The organism is Martinezella dioscoreae (assembly GCF_009176305.1).
GTDB lineage: Bacteria > Pseudomonadota > Alphaproteobacteria > Rhizobiales > Rhizobiaceae > Rhizobium > Rhizobium dioscoreae.
In genome coordinates, this window is sequence record NZ_BLAJ01000014.1 from 26,966 (window position 1) to 44,745 (window position 17,780).

The 17,780-nt window shown below is 59.6% G+C and carries 9 protein-coding genes; all 9 read right to left on the minus strand.

Annotated features, from left to right (window positions below; translation table 11 throughout):
• Nucleotides 1–4: 4 nt before the first annotated feature.
• The 9 genes from GDN47_RS32780 to GDN47_RS28685 all read right to left on the minus strand — a co-directional run bounded on the left by GDN47_RS32780 (nt 5) and on the right by GDN47_RS28685 (nt 17,712).
• Complete coding sequence (locus GDN47_RS32780) at nt 5–271, minus strand: hypothetical protein (protein WP_113367136.1); 267 nt, start codon at nt 269–271, stop codon at nt 5–7.
• Entirely contained in the window at nt 268–699 is a 432-nt protein-coding gene (locus GDN47_RS28645; RefSeq protein WP_113367137.1) for a YeeE/YedE family protein, read from the minus strand. Before GDN47_RS28645 ends, GDN47_RS32780 begins: the two co-directional genes overlap by 4 nt.
• Complete coding sequence (locus tag GDN47_RS28650) at nt 696–1,106, minus strand: YeeE/YedE family protein (RefSeq protein ID WP_113367138.1); 411 nt, start codon at nt 1,104–1,106, stop codon at nt 696–698. Before GDN47_RS28650 ends, GDN47_RS28645 begins: the two co-directional genes overlap by 4 nt.
• Nucleotides 1,103–1,450, minus strand: a complete 348-nt coding sequence (gene bigR, locus GDN47_RS28655; RefSeq protein WP_113367139.1) for a sulfite-sensing transcriptional repressor BigR — start codon at nt 1,448–1,450, stop codon at nt 1,103–1,105. Before bigR ends, GDN47_RS28650 begins: the two co-directional genes overlap by 4 nt.
• The gene (gene blh / locus GDN47_RS28660; RefSeq protein WP_113367140.1) at nt 1,441–2,739 is read right to left on the minus strand and encodes a bifunctional sulfur transferase/dioxygenase Blh; all 1,299 of its coding nucleotides are present in this window, start codon (nt 2,737–2,739) and stop codon (nt 1,441–1,443) included. The genes bigR and blh overlap by 10 nt, the downstream gene beginning before the upstream one ends.
• Nucleotides 2,740–3,088: 349 nt before the next feature.
• Nucleotides 3,089–3,583: a hypothetical protein gene (locus tag GDN47_RS28670; protein WP_113367141.1), complete on the minus strand. Its 495-nt coding sequence runs from the start codon at nt 3,581–3,583 to the stop codon at nt 3,089–3,091.
• A gap of 34 nt (nt 3,584–3,617) precedes the next feature.
• The gene (locus tag GDN47_RS32480) at nt 3,618–16,499 is read right to left on the minus strand and encodes a hemagglutinin repeat-containing protein (RefSeq protein ID WP_152094749.1); all 12,882 of its coding nucleotides are present in this window, start codon (nt 16,497–16,499) and stop codon (nt 3,618–3,620) included.
• A gap of 189 nt (nt 16,500–16,688) precedes the next feature.
• The gene (locus GDN47_RS28680; RefSeq protein WP_113367143.1) at nt 16,689–17,291 is read right to left on the minus strand and encodes a hypothetical protein; all 603 of its coding nucleotides are present in this window, start codon (nt 17,289–17,291) and stop codon (nt 16,689–16,691) included.
• A 10-nt stretch (nt 17,292–17,301) separates the two neighbouring features.
• Nucleotides 17,302–17,712, minus strand: coding sequence for a hypothetical protein (locus tag GDN47_RS28685; RefSeq protein ID WP_113367144.1), 411 nt, complete (start codon nt 17,710–17,712; stop codon nt 17,302–17,304).
• Nucleotides 17,713–17,780 lie beyond the last annotated feature (68 nt).

Genomic DNA, 17,780 nt, shown 5'->3' on the forward strand with positions numbered 1-17,780 from the left:
TTCGTTATTGAGGCCGGACTTCACACGATAGGTAATTGGAAAAGTAAGCGGCCATGGCCATGTTCAAAGGCAATATTTTTGAACGACCCTTGGCAGGGGCCGCTAAACGCCGCCGAAGCACGCCGGTACCAATAGCGATATGAGGTTGCGCGATGCCGACGACATAGAGCAGGAGCGGCGTCGCCAGGATCGAGCCTCCGCCACCGAGCAGGCCAAACATGAAGCCAACGATTCCACCGGAGCCAACGGCCGGCAAAATGGAGAAGCTCATGCCCTACTGCTCCAAACCCGGTCGTGGAATGTCATGCCGATCAGCATGGCAACCACGAATAGCACCGTCTGCGGGATACCAATCGACAGGGAGGCGACGGCAGGGCCGGGACAGAAGCCGCCAATCCCCCAGCCGAGGCCGAACAAGGCGGAACCGACGACGAGCGGCGAGTCAATCTTCCGGTTCCCAGGTACATGGAAGCTGTCGTCGAACGCGGGATGTCTTAGCCGCTTCATGACCTGCACGCCGATGAAGGCGACGATGACTGCGCCGCCGAGGACGAAGGCAAGACTTGGATCCCAGTTACCGAAGACGTCGAGAAAACCCTGGACGCGTATGGGGTTCAGCATGCCGGAAAGCGACAGGCCGAAGCCGAAGGCTATGCCGGACAAGAGCGCGGCGAGGAACTGGTAGATGTTTCTGTTCATAGTCCGAGCCCTCGAAGAACCGTGACCGCGATCACGCCGGTTGACAGGAAGGTGGCGACGGCCATCATCGATCGCGGCGACAAGCGCGCAAGCCCGACTACACCATGGCCACTGGTGCATCCGGATCCCATGCGCGAGCCGAAGCCGACGAGGAGGCCGGCGACGATAGTCAGCGGCCAGTTCGCGGTAATCTCGACGGTTGGCCACCCGCCGAATGCCAGTAGGTAGCCCAACGGGCCAAGCAGCAGCCCGAGCACGAAGGCGAGATTTGTAGCCAGCCCGACGCCTTGGGCCAGACGTCCGATTATGCCGCTGATCCCCGCGACCCGGCCGTTTAGAAGAAGGAGCATGGCGGCTGAAGCGCCGATCAGCATGCCTCCAGCCAGAGATTGAGAATAGGCGCTCATGTGTCTTCTTTCACGCAGAAGATGTCATGGAGGGCGCAGACCAGTTGCGCGGCCTTCTCCTCGGTTAGGCGGTAGAATATCTGCTTTCCCTCCCGCCGTGTTTCGACAGTTCCCGAGCTGCGCAGTACGGTCAGATGCTGGGAAAGATGCGGCTGATGGATGTCGAGTTTTTCTTCGAGCTCGCTGACGGAGAACTCTCCCTCAACGAGCGAGCAGACAATCATCAGACGCGCCTGGTGCGACAAGGTCTTTAGGAGATCGGCGACCTCTCCGGCCCGGCCGGCCATCCCCGCGGGGGAGAGCCCCGCTTTCATCACCGCCTTCGATTCGGTCCTCATTCCCATGCGGCTCCCTGCAACGCATCGAGGGGAAATTTGAGGTAGCGCTTGCCATTGGCCTCCGGCTTTGGAAGGCGCCCGCCGCGGATGTTAACCTGCAAGGCATGCAGGATGAGCTTCGGCATGGGCAGCGTCCTGTCCCGCTTGGTCCGGAGCGCCACGAACTGCTCTTCCGTCATACCGGCAAAATGCTGGTTGGTCTTCTTCTGCTCGGCCACCGTGCTTTCCCAGCGCGGGGCACGACCGTATGGCTGGTAGTCGTGTCCGGTAAAGATGCGTGTTTCTTCCGGAAGGGCGAGAATGCCCTGAATTGATTTCCAAAGGACGAGGGCGTCGCCTCCAGGGAAGTCCGCGCGCGCCGTGCCGCTGTCGGGCATGAACAGCGTGTCGTGAACAAACGCCGCATCGCCGATCACATAGGTGATTGAGGCAAGTGTATGGCCTGGCGAGAACAGAACCTTCCCATCGATGGAGCCTATCTTGAAGATCTCTGCGTTGGCGAACAGCCGGTCCCATTGCGAACCGTCGGTGGCCAGGTCCGGCCAATTGTAGATGCCCTTCCACAACTTCTGAACATCGACGACGCGTTCACCGATCGCCGTCCGGGCGCCGGTCTTCTCCTTAAGATAATGGGCTGCGGAGAAATGGTCGGCATGCGGATGAGTGTCGAGGATCCACTCGACGGTTAGACCGCTGTCGTGCACATAGTCGAGGATCGCATCAGCATTGATGGTTGCGGTGGCTCCGGACTTCTCATCGAAATCGAGCACTGGATCGATGATGGCGCACTTGGACGTCTCGGGATCGGACACGACATACTGCACGCTCCAGGTGCGCTTGTCGAAGAAACCCTTCACCTGCGGCCGACGCGCGGCGTTCTGCTTGAGCCAGGCGGCAGCGGCACTGGTGTCGAAGCCGCTGGCGCGTCCAAACTCGGCGACGTCTTCCGCGGCCATTCGCCCGTCGAGGACCTCGCCGATCAGATAGAGGCTGAGTGACCTCGTGCCCGACTTGCAGTGCGCCAAGACCGGGCCTTCGGAGGCGTCGAGCGCCTTCTGGAATGCACGCACGTCGGCTTCGGTGATCGTAGCGAGGGTGATCGGGATGTACAGGTAGGACAGGCCGCATTGCTCGGCCTCCTGGCTTTCGACGTCCGTGCCGGGCTGGGCGGCGTCCTCGCCGTCCGGGCGGTTGTTGATCAGCGTCTTGAATCCCCGGCCACGCAGTGATCTGATATCATCGACAGTCGGCTGCGGCGAGACCGATAACCTCTCAGAAACCTTGATGACAGACATGACTGGCTCCGTAGTCCATAACAATATACATTATAATATATTATATAATATAATAATCTCAAGCCTCTTGAGGAGCTTTATTGTCGCGGCAGACTACAGACCGAAGAGGCGGCACGCAGACCTAGAAAAATGGCTTGCAGCGGCGCCTCTCCACAGTCGGCCGGCCGAAGCTGGCATCGCCGAAATGATGGCAGGCCTCTACCGCCGCCCGCTTGATCCTATAGCCGAGGCGCGGCTATTCGAATGGCACCGAATGATCATGATGGCGCCTGGATATCGCAGTTAAGGGCCCAGGTCAGGTCGGAGACATTCAACTGACTCAATATTTAACCCGTGGAAAAAATAACATTCATAGCAGATTGTTATAGTCATAATTGTATTCCAAAACCTCCTGATAGCTCCAAATTCTGCCATCAATTCTATCAATATAGATATGCTTCGATCCGACTCGTTCCTCGACATCTGGATCAACAGCTCTCTTGCTGATCCGAAATGCCCAGAAAACAGGAGGACACAACTCCGTGGCCGCACTATGAGTGAGCTGTTCATCGCTATCCTTCAAGAAGTCAGCAGCAATCGCTCTTGCCTTCTCCTGTGGAATGTTCTCGCTATCTCGGTACTCAATAGGAACGCTGAAGGAAACGATATTACTTTGACGTAAACACGTGACGGTCGAAACAGCGTGCAATCGTTGCAGATCTACCCGCAGATATTCACGATAAACCTTCTGCCGGTCGATAAACCCAGCAATCGTAAACAAATTCAATCCTTGAAGACAGCCATGATCTCCGCCGACGGAAGACGCGAGATATATATCACATATTTGTTTCAATTTCAGCATCATGACTACGCCTTTGTTAGATTTTGCTTAATCCAAGTTAGTCGGCCGATTGTATAAAAACTGCTCTACCGGTCATTTCTTTCTCCAGCGCGCTTTTGGGTACAGAGTAACTAGAACCTGCGCCGAGAGGCCAAGGATCACGTATATAGGCGGTATTGTTCGAAATGGAATCAACAATTATTGCGTGTGGTTGAACGCTTCCAGGCACCTTTACGGTAACTATTACTCCATTACCTTTGGCCAAGGCATCTGAGATAGCGTTGGCCGTCGTCTCGCTGGCAAAAGTCGCATTTCCTCGGAACCCAAGCTGTTCGAGCGCTTGAGGTACACTAGATAGGAAGGCACCGTCGCCAGAATCCCCAAGAGCTTGTCGAATGTATGCTTCCGGCAATTCGATGTTACTACCCATTCTAACGCAGGCAGAAACGCACGAAGACAACTGATTTTGGCCAACGGCAGGATTTTCGGGCACATACTCTCCACGTGCAATTCCGGGGAAAATTCCCTCACCAGATCCTGTTCGTTCCTCGTTACCTAGGTTTTTGAGCACATTGTTCGTCTTAAACTTTGACAAAAACGTCAACACTTGAACAAGTGCAAGCGGATCGCCGTTGCTGGCCTTTGCAATAAGCGATGGGATGGCGGTCACGCCAAATGGATCCCCGGTAAGCACCGTAATAAGCTTGACGGCGTCGCTCCTTTCTTGTGGGGAGAGTTTATCAAATCCTTCTGGAGCCATGATCTTCAATATTTGCTCGAACCCGCCGCTCCTGTTGAGCTCATCGAGTTCTGAGCGGTATTCATCTGCGGATATAAACCAAGATGATGCCGTACCACTGTAACTCGACAACGCAGCTACCACGCTAGCGAAAACTGCACCGCATCCTTCAGCCTGATAACCACTTGGTTTGCACGCAATCATCGCGTCCTGCTGCTGCTTATCCTTGGCCTCCAGCCGTGCCTTCTCCTTGCAGGCTTCATCATCCCCGCCTTTGCACGCTGCCTTTGCCGCATTCAACGCATCGTTGTCGGCATGGTCGAGATAATTATACTGATACTGCGCGACGCCATACGAGGCACCTTCACCACCACCGATTGCTCCCGCGAGACCACTAAGGCTAGAACCGATAGCTGCTGCAAGCGCCTGCTTGTCCTGATCGGACAAGGTGCTGTCCTTCAGCATGCCCTTGACCAGATCGGCAATGGCTGGTGTCAGCAGCGCTGAAGTTGCAGCACCGGCAGCCCCCTTGAGCGCACCCTCCCAGCCATTGACGCCGCCGAGAATGCCGGCGCCGATCGTGTGCAGCAGCACGCGGCCGGCTCCACCCTCCTTCCAATAGTCCATTCCAGCCTGGTCGCGGCCTTCCGCGGCCTGCCGGTAGAACTCACTGGCGATATCGCCCACCAGCCCCGCCATTGTCGCTTGCGCCGCCTGCAGATCGGCCTGCGTCTTATACTGCTGGCGCAGGATGTTCTGCAGGTCCGGCAGACCGGGCAGCGAGCTATTGGTGTTCTCGGTATCGCGGCGGATCGTGGAGATGTCCTGCACCTGATGCGCCGGATCGGTGATCGCGATGCCGATATTGCCGCCGATGGCCGAATAGGCCTTGCCGGTCTCCTTCTCGCCGGCCTTGACGGGCGGAGCGATGGTGAGCCCGCTGGTGCCGATCCCGCCGCCATAGGTTTCGGCCTTCCAGGTCGAATGCGTGTCGATATCGGCAACCGTCAGCGTGCCGGTGGAGAAGGAGTTCTTGTCCGCCGTCGCCTGGCTGGTAATCAGCCCGCCAACAAGCGACGTCTGGCCGCTGACATCGATGTTGAGACCGCCGGTGCCTGCATGAATGCCCGATTGTTCGGAGACGAGCACCGCATCGCCCTTGGCCTTCTGCACCGTGCCGGAGACGCCGGTGTTGCCAAAGCCGATCTGGCCGGAGACATTGAACTGATCGGCCTTGGCCTTCTGCGTATCAAGCTGGCTTTCGATCGTCAGCGAGCGGGCATCGATGCCGACCGAATTGCCGGTAACCGTCGCCCCCTTCAGTGCGAGATCGTTGGCGACGATGGTGACATCGCCGGTGCCGTTAACATGCGTGTTGATGTGGCTGGTGCCGGAGGTTTCCGAACCGCCCTTGCCATAGGAAGCGTTGACCCCGACGCCGGTCTCCTCGCAGCCATTTTTTGTACTGCAGCCGAAGTTGACGCCGACGCCGACACTCCAGGAGTTGTTCGAGCTGGTCGAATCCGTCGTGCCCGTGGCGGCATTGAGATTAATGTCGCCATTTGCCGCCGACAGGAAGATATCGCCGGTCAGCGGATCGCCCGATATCGTCGGGATACCGTTCTTGTCGTAGCCGGCGAGGATCTGCGCGCCATCGCTGGTGATGGAGCCCTTCTCGGCTGTCATAGTGATCGAGCGGCCGGCACGAATATCCGTCACAACCGGGGTCGAGAATGACGAGGACCAGCTGCTTTCCTGATGGCTCACGCCAGCATTGAGGCCGATGCTGAAGGAAAGACCGGTTGCAAGCTTCGGATCCGTGCTGGTCAAGCCCTGATAGACATTCTTCAGGTCCTTATAGGCCTGATAGAAACCGAGGCCAGCAATCGCCGTGTTGGTGACGGCATTGACGCCGCCGCTGTCCGACAGGCGTTCGGCCGAGCTCATGATACTCTCAGCCGCCTTGCCGACCTGGCTCGTCACCGAGAGGGTTACACCGGCGAAGGTCTTTTCGTGCACCTCCTGGTAGTTGGAGACATCATTGGCCGAGAGCAGATTGATGTCCTTGCCGGCGAAGAGAGTGACGTCGCGCTCGGCCGAGGCGCTGGTCGCCTGCAGGTTGACGTTATTGCCCGCCGAGATGTTGAGGTCATGTCCGGCCGAAAGCTTGGAAACCGCATTGGTGTCGGATTGCTGCGCCTTGCTGTCCTTCGTCGACTGCGCGCCGATGCCGATCGAGAAGCCGCCATTACCGGCGGAAAAGGCAAGACCGAAGCCGGACTTCTTCTGCTGCTCGGATTGTGAGGAGCTTTCGGCGCCGGGCGTGACGTTGACATCGCGAGCGGCCGAGAGTTTGATGTCCTGGCCGGCACTGACCGACGATCCCATGATGTTGAGATCGGTTACCCTCGCCGTCAGATTGACATCCTTACCGGTGGACAATGTCGAGCCGACATTGTCCGTGGAGCTTTGCTGGCCCTGCTTTTCATTCTTGCCGTAGAGCGAGATGAAGCCGCCGCCGGAGCCGACGAAGAGGCCGGAATCCTTGCGCTTGCTGTCGGACTGGTGGTTTTCCTGGGCGCCGATGATGCTGACGCTCTCTCCGGAGACATTCAGCGAGCCGTCGGCATCGACCTTCGAGCCGACGATCACGGCGGCCTTGCCGGCATCGAGATTGACATCACCGGAGGCCGAGAGCTGTGAGCCGACGGTCGTCTCGTTATAGCCGTCATAGCTGGAGCTGCCGCTACGCAGGAACCCTTTGCGCTTGGCGCTATCATGCTCCGTTTCCGTATCCTTGCCGGCGGAGACAATCAGGTTGCCGCCAGTCTTGACGTTGAGATCGGCGGTATGAGTATCATCACCTGCCGTCACCTTGGAGGCGGAGACCGTGGTGTCGCCCCCGGAAATGATCGTCACACCGTCCTTGCCTGACAGTGACGAGCCAGCCGCTGTCGTGGTCTCCAGATGACCGGAGGCATTCTCCTTCGTCGAACCGAAGAAGCCGCTCTTCTTGCTCGAGCTCTTGACATCGAGGGTAGCGCTATCGGTCGCCTCGGCGATCGTTACGTTTTTGTCGGCCTGGATGCCAAACATGCCGTCGGCCGCCATCGTCGAACCGATGACGTTGATGTCGCTGTTCGACTTGGCGACGAGATCACCGCCGGCCTTAATGGTCGAGCCGTTATGCGTGAGTTCGGACGAGGAGTTTTTGCCGAAAGTCGAATTCGACTGGTTTTGCGAGGTGGTGATGTTGATGTCACCGTTGGAGGTCAGACCAACATCGCCCTTGGCTGTCAGGTCGGAACCGGAAATCAAGACACCAGTATTGGCATTGACCTGAAGGTTGCCGCCGGCCGAAAGCTGCGAGGCTTGCTGATCGGTACTGGTCGTCTTTGTGTAGCCGTCACTGGTGCGACGGGCGACATCGGTGGACACGATGTTAACCGCGCCATCGGTGGCCTTGACCCTGAGATCGCCACCGGCCTTGGCAGAGGAGCCGATGACATTGATGTCGTTGTTGGCCGCAATGGTGAGACTACCACCGGCGTTGACACGGGCGCCCGTCGCATTCTGCTGACCGCCATTGTCAGCGGAACCGCCAGCGGTTCTCGCGTCAACCTTGACGGCGGCGAGATTGACATTGGTGCCGGAAAGCTGGGCATTGCCACCTGCCGTGATCTTGGTGCCCTGCAAACTCAGCGTGCCACCCGCCGCGATCTGCAGGCCACCGCCGGCCGACACGCCGGCATTGGTGTTGACGACATTCTGGCCGCCGATCGTCATCGTCTGGGCGGCAAGCGTAATGCCATTGGTGGCATTGAGATTCATGTTGCCGCCGGCCAGGAAAGTGCCGCCATTGGCTTTGATCTCGGTCGCATTGATGGTCATGCCATCCGCTGCGGCGATCGCACCGGAGTTGTTGACGGAGCCGGCATCGATGCTGATGCTGTTGCCGGCGATGACGGCGCCGCCTGCGTTGACCTTCGCCTTATCGGCGGCCGAGAGATAGACGACCGGCACCAGCACCTGCGCGCCGTCGACGATCTGGGTCTGGTAGATCACCATCGACTGGGTCAGCGATGCCGCCTGCTCCGGCGTCAGTGCCTGGCCGAGGGCAAGCCCGTTCGCCTCGGCGTATGCGACGCCGTTGTCGAGCAGCGTCTTCATCTGGTCGGTGGCGTTATTGCCGGGGATGAAGGATCCCGCGCCAAGGCCATCGCCGACCAGTTGCCGCATCTGTTCGTCTACGAGCTGATTGTCGAAATAGGCGTCGCCGAGGAAGGGAACCTTGGTTTCAGGCGTATAGCCAACACGGTCGATGAAATAACTCGAGCCGTAGAACTTCGATACGTCGAGGAAGGCCGCCCGTGTCTCGAACAGGAAGACTTGGCCCGGCACCGTGCCGCCGACGCCACCCGATTGCGGCTTGGCAAGCGAGGCGAGTTTCGCGCCGTTGACCTCCAGGACCTGGGCCAGGTTGCCGCTATTGCCGATCGCTGCGGTGAGCTTGCCCATCAGGCTGTTAGGATTGATCGCAGCACTACCAGCTATCAGGGTACCCGAGCTGATCGAAGGGCCGCTCACGACCGTCACACCGTTGCCGCTCACCGAAGCGCCGACGGCTGCCGTCAGGCCGCTGCCGTTGACGGTCGGGCCGCCGCCGATCGTTGTACCGGTACCTGTCAATGATGGACCACTACCGACATTGGCGCTGCCATTTGAGGTGAAACCGCCAAGCGCGGCATTGACATTGAACAGGGCGCCGCCGGCCGTCATGCCGTTCAGGGCCGACAGAGGATCGTTCGGTGTCGAAGGTGCGCTAACGGCCGCGCCGCCGCCCGTCGAACCGAGCGACGTATTGATGACCGTGCCGAAATTGAGACTCAGGGCGCGGGCCGCCTTGAGCGTGCCAGCCGCGCCGCCGACAACCTGCGATCCCGACACGATCGACGTGCCGTTGGCGATATTGCGGGAAGGATCGGCAGTGCCATCGGTGTTGTAGGCCGAGCAGGCGCTCTGAGCGCTACAGGTCAGCGTCGTGGTGCGATTGAGAACGACACCTTCATTGGTGAGCGTCGAACCGGTGAGCGACGCATTGCCGCCGGCTTCGATCCGGCTGTAGGAGTTTGTGAGGTTGGTCGCATCGACTGTGAGACTGCCGCCGGCGCGGATCACGGCCTCAGGACTGAGCGCACTGGTGAAGCGGTCTTCATAAACCGACTGGCTGATATTGGCCGTCGGATCCCAAGTGTAGGTCGTGCTCGTATCCGAACCGTTGCGCACGACTTCATCGACGATGAAATAACGCGAGGGATTGTTGGGATCGAGGATCGGATTGCCGTTGGCATCCTTAGGGACGCGAGCCTTGATCCAGTCGAAGATCGGCCGAACTTCGGTCGGCCCACTGCCGCTGACCCAGGTCCAGGCGTGATAGGAGGTGCCGTCAGCAAGGGTTGCGACCGAATACAGCAGCGGCTGGTAATCGGAAAACTGCCCCGGATCGACCCCTGCATAAAGCTGGAACATATTCTGATCGGTCGATTCCAGATAGGCGAAGGGTTGACCTGCGACTGCTGGATTGAGCGCAAAGGTCCCGACAACGGCACCGGAAGAGACCAACTGACCCGTCACCCAAGTCGGCGTCGTCGATCGCCTGTTAGTGAGATTGTTGGTCAGTATCGACATGTCACCATTGGCCTGAATAAGGCCGGACACATTGGCGACTGCGGCATTGCGCTGGCCAGCGGTCTGTCCCTGGATGGTCATCCCGCCATCTGCGAGGATAGCGCCCTGGTCATTGGTGAGCGTGCTGCCGACGAAGAGGTTGGCATTGTTGCCGGCAAAGACGAGACCAGACGGGCTGTTGTAGAAGTCGCCAGCGACGTTGAAGGTCAGATTGTTGCCGGCCGCCAATTGGCCGGTATTACCAAGCGACGGCAGGTTCAGCGTCAGATCATGGGCGGCGAGCAGCGAAGTACCCGCGGTGGTGGCAAGGCCAGCGGCCGAGATGGTGATGTCACCGGAACCGCCAGCATTGGTAACGGTGCTGACTTGCGCATTGGAAAGATCAGCGCCGCCGGAAAGATTGAGGCTCAGGCCACCGAAGACGAGATTGCTTCCCGACAGATTGGCGGATGAGGCGTTGACGATCAACGTGCCGCCCGCGGCGATCCGGCTTCCCCTGCTGCCCGAGAGATCCAGGGCGCCTGTATTGAGCGTCAGATTGCCTCCGACGCGGGTGGTGCTGGTATAGGCAATGGCGCCAGGGCCTGTGAGCGCAGCATTCCCCAGGCTCTGCAGGCTGTTGTAACCTATGTTCTGCGTCGCCGTAGCGGCAAGATTGCCGCCCGAAAGCAACGAATTGGCGCTGATACTACCGCTCGAGGCCGACAGCGTCATCGCGCCCGTACGCTGCAGCATCAGGCTACCGCCAGCCGCAGCATGGGTGGCCGCGAAGTCGACGCCGGAGACCAGTGTATCGATCGTCATCGATCGGGCGGATAGATTGGCGTTACGGCTTGCAAGCGATTGGCCAGTGAGCGTAATCGCGTTACCCGCTGTGAGCGACAGATCACCATGGGCGACGGCATTGGCGCTGATATTGTTCGCGGCGTTGGCCGTAATCGTCCCGGCAGCAACCAGGCTGTTGAAAGATATGTCGCCTGCCGTGGCCGCGAGCGTTAGATTGCCAGCCGAACCAAGGATGACATTCCCGGCGCCCGATTGGCCGGTTGCGGCGAAATCGACACCGGCCGCGATGACGTTGCCGCTGACGGCGGATCCGGTCATCGAGACGTTGCTGGCGCCCAGGAGTTGGCCGTTGATCCTCACTGTGCCGGGACTGGTAGAAGAGCCGATCGTGACCGCACCGTGGCTCGTGATGTTGCCGCCCGTAAAAGCACTCGCGGCCACATTGAGGTTGCCTGCGACGATCAGCATGCTGGCCGACGCACTTTCGGCGTTAATGGTCAGATTGCCGCTTGATCCTAGAGCGATGGCGCCGTTTGACGATCGCGCGGTGGTGGCGAAATCAACGCCGGTGACTGCCTGACCGAGTTGGACTGTCGAACCTGTGAGCAAGACGTCGCCGGCACCGAGGAGCTGGCCCGAGACATTGACGCTGTTGCTGGCGGTAAGGGTGACATCGTCATGCCCGGTCACAGCATTGGCTGCAATCGCAGACCCACTGGCATTGATAGCGCCGGCAGACAGCATGGTCTGGGCGATGATGCCCGCAGAGGCGGTCAAATTCATATCGCCGGCAATTCCGAGAACTATACCGCCGCCACGAGCATTGGTGGCAGCGAAATCGACACCCGAAATCAAGACAGGCGCACTGATGCTGCCGCCGGTTATTGTGAGATTGCCCGAGGAAATCACCTGATTGGTGGCTGCGAGATTGCCAAAAATATCGACTTTGCCATGACTGGTGATGCTGGCAGCCGTTAGATTTGTGGCTGTTGCCGCGAGATCTCCCGCAGAAAGGATCGTTCCGGCCGTGATGTTGCCGGAGGCTGTCAGATTCATGGCTCCCGACGACGCCAGTACAATGCTGCCGCCGGCGGCATTGGTGGCGGCAAAGTCGATGCCCGAGATCAGGGTTGGCGCGCTGATGCTGCCACCATTGATGGTGAGGTCGCCTGCGCCCAGAATCTGGCTGCTGACATCGACATTGCCGGTGATGCCGACATTGCCGTGGCTTGTAACACTGCCCGCCTGGAGATTGGCCGTCCTTACCGTGATATCATCCGACGACAGGACGGTTCCTGCCGTGGCATTGCCGGAGACGGTGAGGTCCGTCTTACCGGCCCCTCCAAGCACGATGTTTCCGCCGTTGGCCGCGGTCGCCGCAAAATCCACGCCGGAGACCAGAAGTCCAGCGTTGAGGCCAGCGCCATCGATCGAGAGATTGCCGGCCGACAGCAGCTGGCCGCTAACAGAGATACGACCGGTTCCGGTCGTCGTGCCACTGGCCTTGAGATCGACATCGCCGTGGCTGGTGATGCCGCTGGCCGTCAAGTTAACCGCCTTTGCGGTCAGATCGCCCGCTGCCAATACCGTACCGATGGTGGCGTCGCCCGTCGACGTCAGCGAAACGTCACCGGCTGTCGTCTGGACGATGTTGCCGTTGGCGGCAGCGGTGTCCGTAAAGTCGACACCGGAAACGATTGCCCCGGCCGCGATGCTCGCGCCTGAAATTGTTATATCGCGGCCGCCAAGAATCTGACCGCTGACATTAATTGCGCCGGATAGGACAATGTCGTTGTGACCAGTGACCGCACCGGCACTCACGGCAGCAGCATCGACGTTGACGGCGTCGGCGGCCTGCATAGTCGATGCAGAGAGCCCGCCATTGAGCCGGGCGGTAAGATCCCCAGCGCTGCCGAGGATGATATTACCACCAGAGGCGTTGGTCGCGTCGAAGTCAATACCGGCGACAACTGCCTGTGCCGACAGGCTCTGCCCGGTGATCAGGATGTTACCGGCGCCGAGAACCTGCCCAGCAATGCTGGTGACGCCATCAAGCGTGATATCGCCATGCGCTGTGACAGCATCCGCGGTCACGGTCGCACCGCTGGCGGAAAAATTACCGGCTGAGAGCAATGTACCGGTATTGATCGCACCGGTAGAAGCGAGCGTCAGGTTGCCGCTTGTCGTCTGGACGATGCTCCCGTTGGCGGCTGCCGTCGCAGCGAAATCGACGCCTGACACAATGGCGCCGGCTTTGATGCTCGAGCCGGAGATGCCCACGTTGCCGCCGCCCAGAATCTGCTGATTGACGGTTGTTGCCCCGGAAAGGGTAATGTCATGATGACCGGTGATGGTATCGGCCGTCACAGTCGCGGCATTCACGGTGACGGCACCGGCGGCTTGCATCGTCGATGCCGAGAACGCGCCACTCAACTGAGCCGTCAGATCCCCGAACTGTCCAACAACAATATTGCCGCCGGCGGCGTTGGTTGCGCCGAAATCGATACCCGCAACGACCGTTTGGGCCGACAGGCTTGGACCCGTGATCAGCACGTTTCCGGCGCCCAGGATCTGGCCGGTAACGCTAGTGGCACCCCTAAGTGTCACATCGCCATGCGCCGTGACGGTGCCGGCGGTGATGGCAGACCCGGCCGCATTAAGGCTGCCTGCCGAGAGCAGTGTGCCAGTTTCAATGGTGCCAGCAGAGGCGAGCGTCAGATTGCCGCTTGTCGTCTGGACGATATTCCCATTGGCGGCGGCCGTTGCGGCGAAGTCGATACCCGAAACCGCGGTGCCGACCTTAATGCTCGAGCCGGAGATGCCGATGTTGCCGCCGCCAAGTACCTGGTTGGCAACATTCACGCCTCCGATTGCCGTACCGGAAAGGCTGATATCCTTATGACCGGTGATCGAAGCTGCGGTGACGGATGCACCGCTGACGTCGATGGCACCCGCAGCCTGTATGGTCGGCGCCGCAATGGCGCCATTGACGTTCACCATCAAATTCCCGGTCTGACCAAGGACGATATTGCCGCCGGCGGCATTGGTGGCATTGAAGTCAATGCCGGCGACAAGCGTCTGCGCCGATAGGCTCTGGCCTGAGATAAGCACGTTGCCGGCGCCCAGGATCTGGCCACTGACGCTGATCACGCCGGTAAGCGTCATGTCGTGGTGCGCGGAGATATTGCCTGACGTTATCGATGCGCCGTTTGCAACGAGATCACCCGCAGACAATAGCGTTCCGGCGCTGATCGCGCCTGCGCTCGTCAATGTCAGATTGCCAGTTCCCGTGACCGTCGGGCCAAGGGTGATGCGCCCGCCTGCCGCATTGGTGGCGCTGATATCGACGCCTGAGACAATGGCGTCGGCTGCAATGCTGGAGCCGGTGATGCCGACATTGCCGCCGCCGAGGACCTGACCTCTGATCTTCACGCTGCCGCTTCCGGCGGTCGCACTGGCGGCGCCGGACAGCGTGACGGTCTTGCTGCCGGTGATCGCATCGGCAGTGATGGTCTGACCGGTGATGTTGATTACACCGGCTGAAAGCACGGGTCCTGCCTGGATGGCGCCGGCGCTGTCGTTGATCGTCAGATCGCCGTTACCCGCCAGCACGATATTGCCGCCGGCGGCCTTGGTCGCGGCAAAATTGACTCCAGACGCGAGCAGACCAGCGCTGACACCATTGGCGTTGCCATTGATGGTGATATCGCTGGCTCCGAGCAATTGGTTGGTGACTCGCATGCCGCCGTTAATACTGACGTTGCCGTGACTGGTGAGATTGTTAGACTGCAGCAAGGAAGCTTGGGCGGTCAGGTTGCCGGCCGATAGCAACGTGCCGACCGTGATGATTCCGGCGGCAGCTGTCAGATCGATTGCGCCGGCCGAACCTAGGACGATTTTGCCACCAGCGGCGTCGGTCGAGGCAAAGTCGACGCCGGACGCGATGGCGGTCGCCTGAATGCCAGCCCCCGAGATCAGGATATCGCCCGCTCCGAGAATCTGACCGCTCGCGTTCATCGCAGCGTTGACGGTCAGCCCACCATTCGAGGTAACGTTAGCGGCCGTGAGCAAGGTCGCGGTCGTGGTAAGATTGCCGGCTGATTGAATATTCCCCGCCGTGATATTGCCGGTCGCACTGGTGTTGAGGCTTCCAGCCGACTGCAGATTCCCAGTGGCTATCGTGCCGCCGGTTGCCGTCAGGCTCAGGGAGCCGACACTACCAAGGACGACATTGCCATTCGGATCGGCACTGGTGGCAGCAATATTGATGCCCGAGACCACCATGCCGGTGGAAACCGAGCGGCCGGTGGCGCTGACATTGCCTTGCGCCAGCACATTGCCGGAAACACCAATATCGAAGCCGGCGTTCAATGCGATGCTCTGGTTGCTCAGCAGCGAGGCGGCCGAGATCGAACCGGCCGAAGCGGTCAAATTGAGGTCGCCTGTGCTATTGGCAGCGCCGACAATCGCTATATCGCCGGAGGTGGCGACAAGTGTCGCCGCACCGTTGCCAGCGGTGACGCTACCAGCAGCAATGCCGCCGCCTGAACTCATCTGCACGCTTGTGCCGCTGTTGATATCGCCTGACACGCTCAACAGACCGGCACCATTCGCAAGGACGATGTCGCTATCGGCTGCGACCGATTGCAGGGTGATGCCCTGATCAGCCCGGACCGCAACCTTCTGCCTCGAGGTCACCTTGGCAGCAGTGACCTTCTGTTTCGAGGTGATGGTCACGCCATCGCGTGCGGACCCATTGCCGATCGAGATCTTGCCGTCGGCTGATAGAGATAGTTCGCCGGCATTGGCGGCCATATCGCCGCTCATCTTGACCCCGGCGCCCTTCTCGGTGACGACGACCTTGATACGGTCGGCCTGCATGGCGCCCAGCGCAGTGCCATCGATCGCATATTCCGGCGTGCCTGATGTGGCGGTCAGCGCCGTGGACCCTCCGGTCGCGTAGTTATACTGGCTGGCACCACCCGTCAGCCGGATGGTCTTGCCGTAGATTGGCGCGTTGACATGGATCTGGCGGGAGACGACGTCGAACAGATCGACAGCGGCAGGAGCAGCCGCGAAATTGCCGCCTGCCCCTTCGAAGGTGACATCGCCGCCATTGACGGTGAAACCGGTCAGGCTGCCGTCGGCGCCGATATTAGGAACACCGGTCGTCAGCGTCGCATGCGGCGTGTTGATGAAGCCGCAGCCCGCGCAGGTGATTCCGTTCGGGTTCGCGATGATGACGTCGGCCCGGCCACCGAAGACTTCCGTCGGGCCATTCAGAGCTGAGCGGTTGCCTGACGTAACCTCGTTGAGAATGACGGAAGCCGGGTTCGAGGCATTGAGGTTTGGATTGCCTGGCGTCACCCCGCCGAGGTTCGAGATGCCTTGCTCGCCTTTGAAGTTATTGAGGATCAGACCCTGTGTGCCGACATTGAAGTTGTCATATTTGTTGTGTGAAAGACCTACCGCGTTCGGGGTGACGATATCGATCAGCGGCACGCCGTTCGGGGCAGCCCCGACGCTGGGCTGGTTGGCAACGGGTGCAGTGGTGCTTGCCGATACCGACTGAGCGTTCGCGATCGCTGGCTGTAAAAACAAGAGGGCGCTGAGGGTAACGGCGAGGGACTGCCGCCCGAGGCGCACAAGCGACACTAGGAGGCGGCCTGCGGCTCTCCCATCTCCAGTTGCGAGTTTCGATTCAACTGACGCGAACTTTCTACTCATTACAAGCCCTCATAATTATGCAGGCGGCAAACCAATCTCGCCATAATTGTAACTGGCTGTTGGAAAGAGGCACCGGCGCCACGAGACCGGCGTCAATTGCGGCTTTGGTCGGGATAACCCTGTTCCAAATAAAATCGGTTGCTTACGATGATCATTGCGGCAGAACATGCGCCATGGCCGGTCTTGCCGCTATTTCGTCGTCAGCAACCACTGCTTTACCTGTTGGGTGAAGGCGTTCGACAACCGCTGCGCCAGAATATCGTCGGGGCCTGCGGCCGAAGCTGCGTTGACGGCCATGGCCACAAATATGCCGAGCCCCTCCCCACGCATGCCACTGTTACCCGCCGCAATGGGCTGCTCGGCAATGAGATGCCCTGTCTTGGCGTCTTCCAGCCTGACCATCCCAGCAATGCGACTGTCGCTGTGAATAAGAACCCGTCCAGCCTTCGTGGCCAGATCGACCACATGGAGGCTGACGACCAACCGCCCTCGCGTTGGACCACCGGGTAACCCGATCAGTTCCTTCTCCATGGTCCCTTTCAACACGCGTACGACCGTGGCCAATTGCGGATCGGGTTTACCGTCCGTGAAGAGGCCTGTCATTTTGACATCGGGCGCTGTCTCGATGCGGATTTCGCGCACGGAGGTCTTTTGAAGAGCAGCCACAAGCCGTGGATCCGTTGTGACGCAGGATGCGAGCAACATCGCGAAAACAAGGGCGATACCGCCGGAGATATACCGCATCAGCCGAGCTCCCAAGGCACCGGTTACAGAAATCAAGCGCAGATCCATCTTCATCTCCTCAGCCGCCTCTTGCAGCCGGCGCGGTTTTCACGCCGCCGTCGAGCTTCTTGTAAAGTTCTCCCAACTGAGATTTCGGCGCCGCGCACCCTCTCGAACGCGCAAGATCCGTCAGCACCTGATTGCGATTACGCAATGCGTCGATCTCTATCTTCTCCGGCGATTTTGGGTCCATGAAGAACAGGGCCGGCCAGAAGAGAAGAACGCCAGTTGCACCAAGAATCACGTTCTTGCCCTGGGCTTGCGAGCGCTCCTTGACCGTCGAGAGAATCTGGCGTTCGTTCGCTGCAAATTCGCGGCTGATACCACTGCAATCCAACCCGCCATCACCGGTACTGGTCGACGCGATCGGATGAGCCTCACGACCGCCACAACTCGAAAGCACGACTGCGCAGCAGACAAGCGCTGTCATGGAGAGCGATGTCGTGGAGCATTTCCCATTCAATTTTTTTCCAACCCGTTTCATGATTTCCCTCAAAA

Bases quoted from the DNA above. Each gene is read 5' to 3' on its own strand.
- GDN47_RS28650 (WP_113367138.1), bottom strand. From the start codon at position 1,106: ATGAGCGCCTATTCTCAATCTCTGGCTGGAGGCATGCTGATCGGCGCT.
- bigR (WP_113367139.1), bottom strand. From the start codon at position 1,450: ATGGGAATGAGGACCGAATCGAAGGCGGTGATGAAAGCGGGGCTCTCC.
- GDN47_RS28685 (WP_113367144.1), bottom strand. From the start codon at position 17,712: ATGACAGCGCTTGTCTGCTGCGCAGTCGTGCTTTCGAGTTGTGGCGGT.
- GDN47_RS28670 (WP_113367141.1), bottom strand. From the start codon at position 3,583: ATGATGCTGAAATTGAAACAAATATGTGATATATATCTCGCGTCTTCC.
- GDN47_RS32480 (WP_152094749.1), bottom strand. From the start codon at position 16,499: ATGAGTAGAAAGTTCGCGTCAGTTGAATCGAAACTCGCAACTGGAGAT.
- GDN47_RS32780 (WP_113367136.1), bottom strand. From the start codon at position 271: ATGAGCTTCTCCATTTTGCCGGCCGTTGGCTCCGGTGGAATCGTTGGC.
- GDN47_RS28680 (WP_113367143.1), bottom strand. From the start codon at position 17,291: ATGGATCTGCGCTTGATTTCTGTAACCGGTGCCTTGGGAGCTCGGCTG.
- blh (WP_113367140.1), bottom strand. From the start codon at position 2,739: ATGTCTGTCATCAAGGTTTCTGAGAGGTTATCGGTCTCGCCGCAGCCG.
- GDN47_RS28645 (WP_113367137.1), bottom strand. From the start codon at position 699: ATGAACAGAAACATCTACCAGTTCCTCGCCGCGCTCTTGTCCGGCATA.